Here is a 1,125-nt window from a genome sequence, read left to right as displayed (position 1 = left end):
TCAGATATCTGTCTCCCGTCAGGGTTTTGTTTGTTCTCGTGTGAGGTAGTGTACTAACCCAAACTACAAGATGGACGCGATCAAGAAGAAGATGCAGGCGATGAAGATGGAGAAGGACACGGCGATGGACAAGGCCGACACCTGCGAAGGTCAGGCCAAGGACGCCAACATGAGAGCAGACAAAGTACTGGAGGATGTACGCGACCTCCAGAAGAAGTTGGCCCAGGTTGAAGCTGACCTGGAAAAGAACAAGAGAGATCTGGAACAGGCCAACAAAGACCTTGAGGAGAAGGAGAAGGCTCTGACCAACGCCGAAAGCGAGGTAGCCGCACTGAACAGGAAAGTGCAGATGGTTGAGGAAGATCTGGAAAGGTCTGAGGAGAGGTCTGCTACTGCCACCCAGAAGTTGACCGAGGCCTCCCAGGCTGCCGACGAGTCCTTCCGTATGTGCAAAGTATTGGAGAACAGAGCCCAGCAGGATGAGGAGAGGATGGACCAACTTACCAACCAGCTTAAAGAAGCCAGGCTCCTCGCTGAAGACGCCGATGGAAAATCTGACGAAGTTGCAAGGAAACTGGCCTTCGTTGAAGATGAGCTTGAAGTCTCTGAAGATCGTGTCAAATCTTGAGATTCTAAGATCATGGAACTGGAGGAAGAACTTAAAGTCGTTGGTAACAGCTTAAAATCTCTTGAAGTATCTGAAGAGAAGGCTAACCAGAGAGTCGAAGAGTACAAGAGGCAAATCAAGCAGTTGTCTGTTAAACTGAAGGAGGCTGAGGCCCGCGCTGAGTTCGCGGAGAAGACAGTTAAGAAACTGCAGAAGGAAGTCGACAGGCTGGAAGACGAACTCGGCCTCAACAAAGATCGCTACAAGAGCCTTGCCGACGAGATGGACTCTACCTTCGCCGAATTGGCCGGATACTAAAGGCCGCTCGCAGCAAACAACATCGCTCCTTTTCGCTGCATCTCTCGTCCTCATCTTCAGCCTACTTCCTCGTTCACTCCAGGCTTATTAACACGTTTGATTGTTGTCTTTTATCCTTTAATTTTATGTTTTCATGTTTGATGTCCGCTGTTTTTTGGGACAACCAATAAAAAAGCTGCATTATCGCAAAAACAACATCG

The 1,125-nt window shown here is 49.0% G+C and carries 1 pseudogene; it reads left to right on the top strand.

The annotated features are described in order from the left end of the window. The first annotated feature begins 70 nt into the window (after window positions 1–70). A pseudogene (locus tag MU846_RS14865) lies at window positions 71–925 on the top strand (tropomyosin). The last annotated feature ends 200 nt before the right edge of the window (window positions 926–1,125 follow it).

The sequence above is a fragment of the Alcanivorax quisquiliarum genome (assembly GCF_023051175.1).
In the GTDB taxonomy this organism is placed as follows: domain Bacteria; phylum Pseudomonadota; class Gammaproteobacteria; order Pseudomonadales; family Alcanivoracaceae; genus Isoalcanivorax; species Isoalcanivorax quisquiliarum.
The sequence above is the reverse complement of the archived record's forward strand: the minus strand, read 5'-3'. Positions and strand labels throughout refer to the sequence as shown.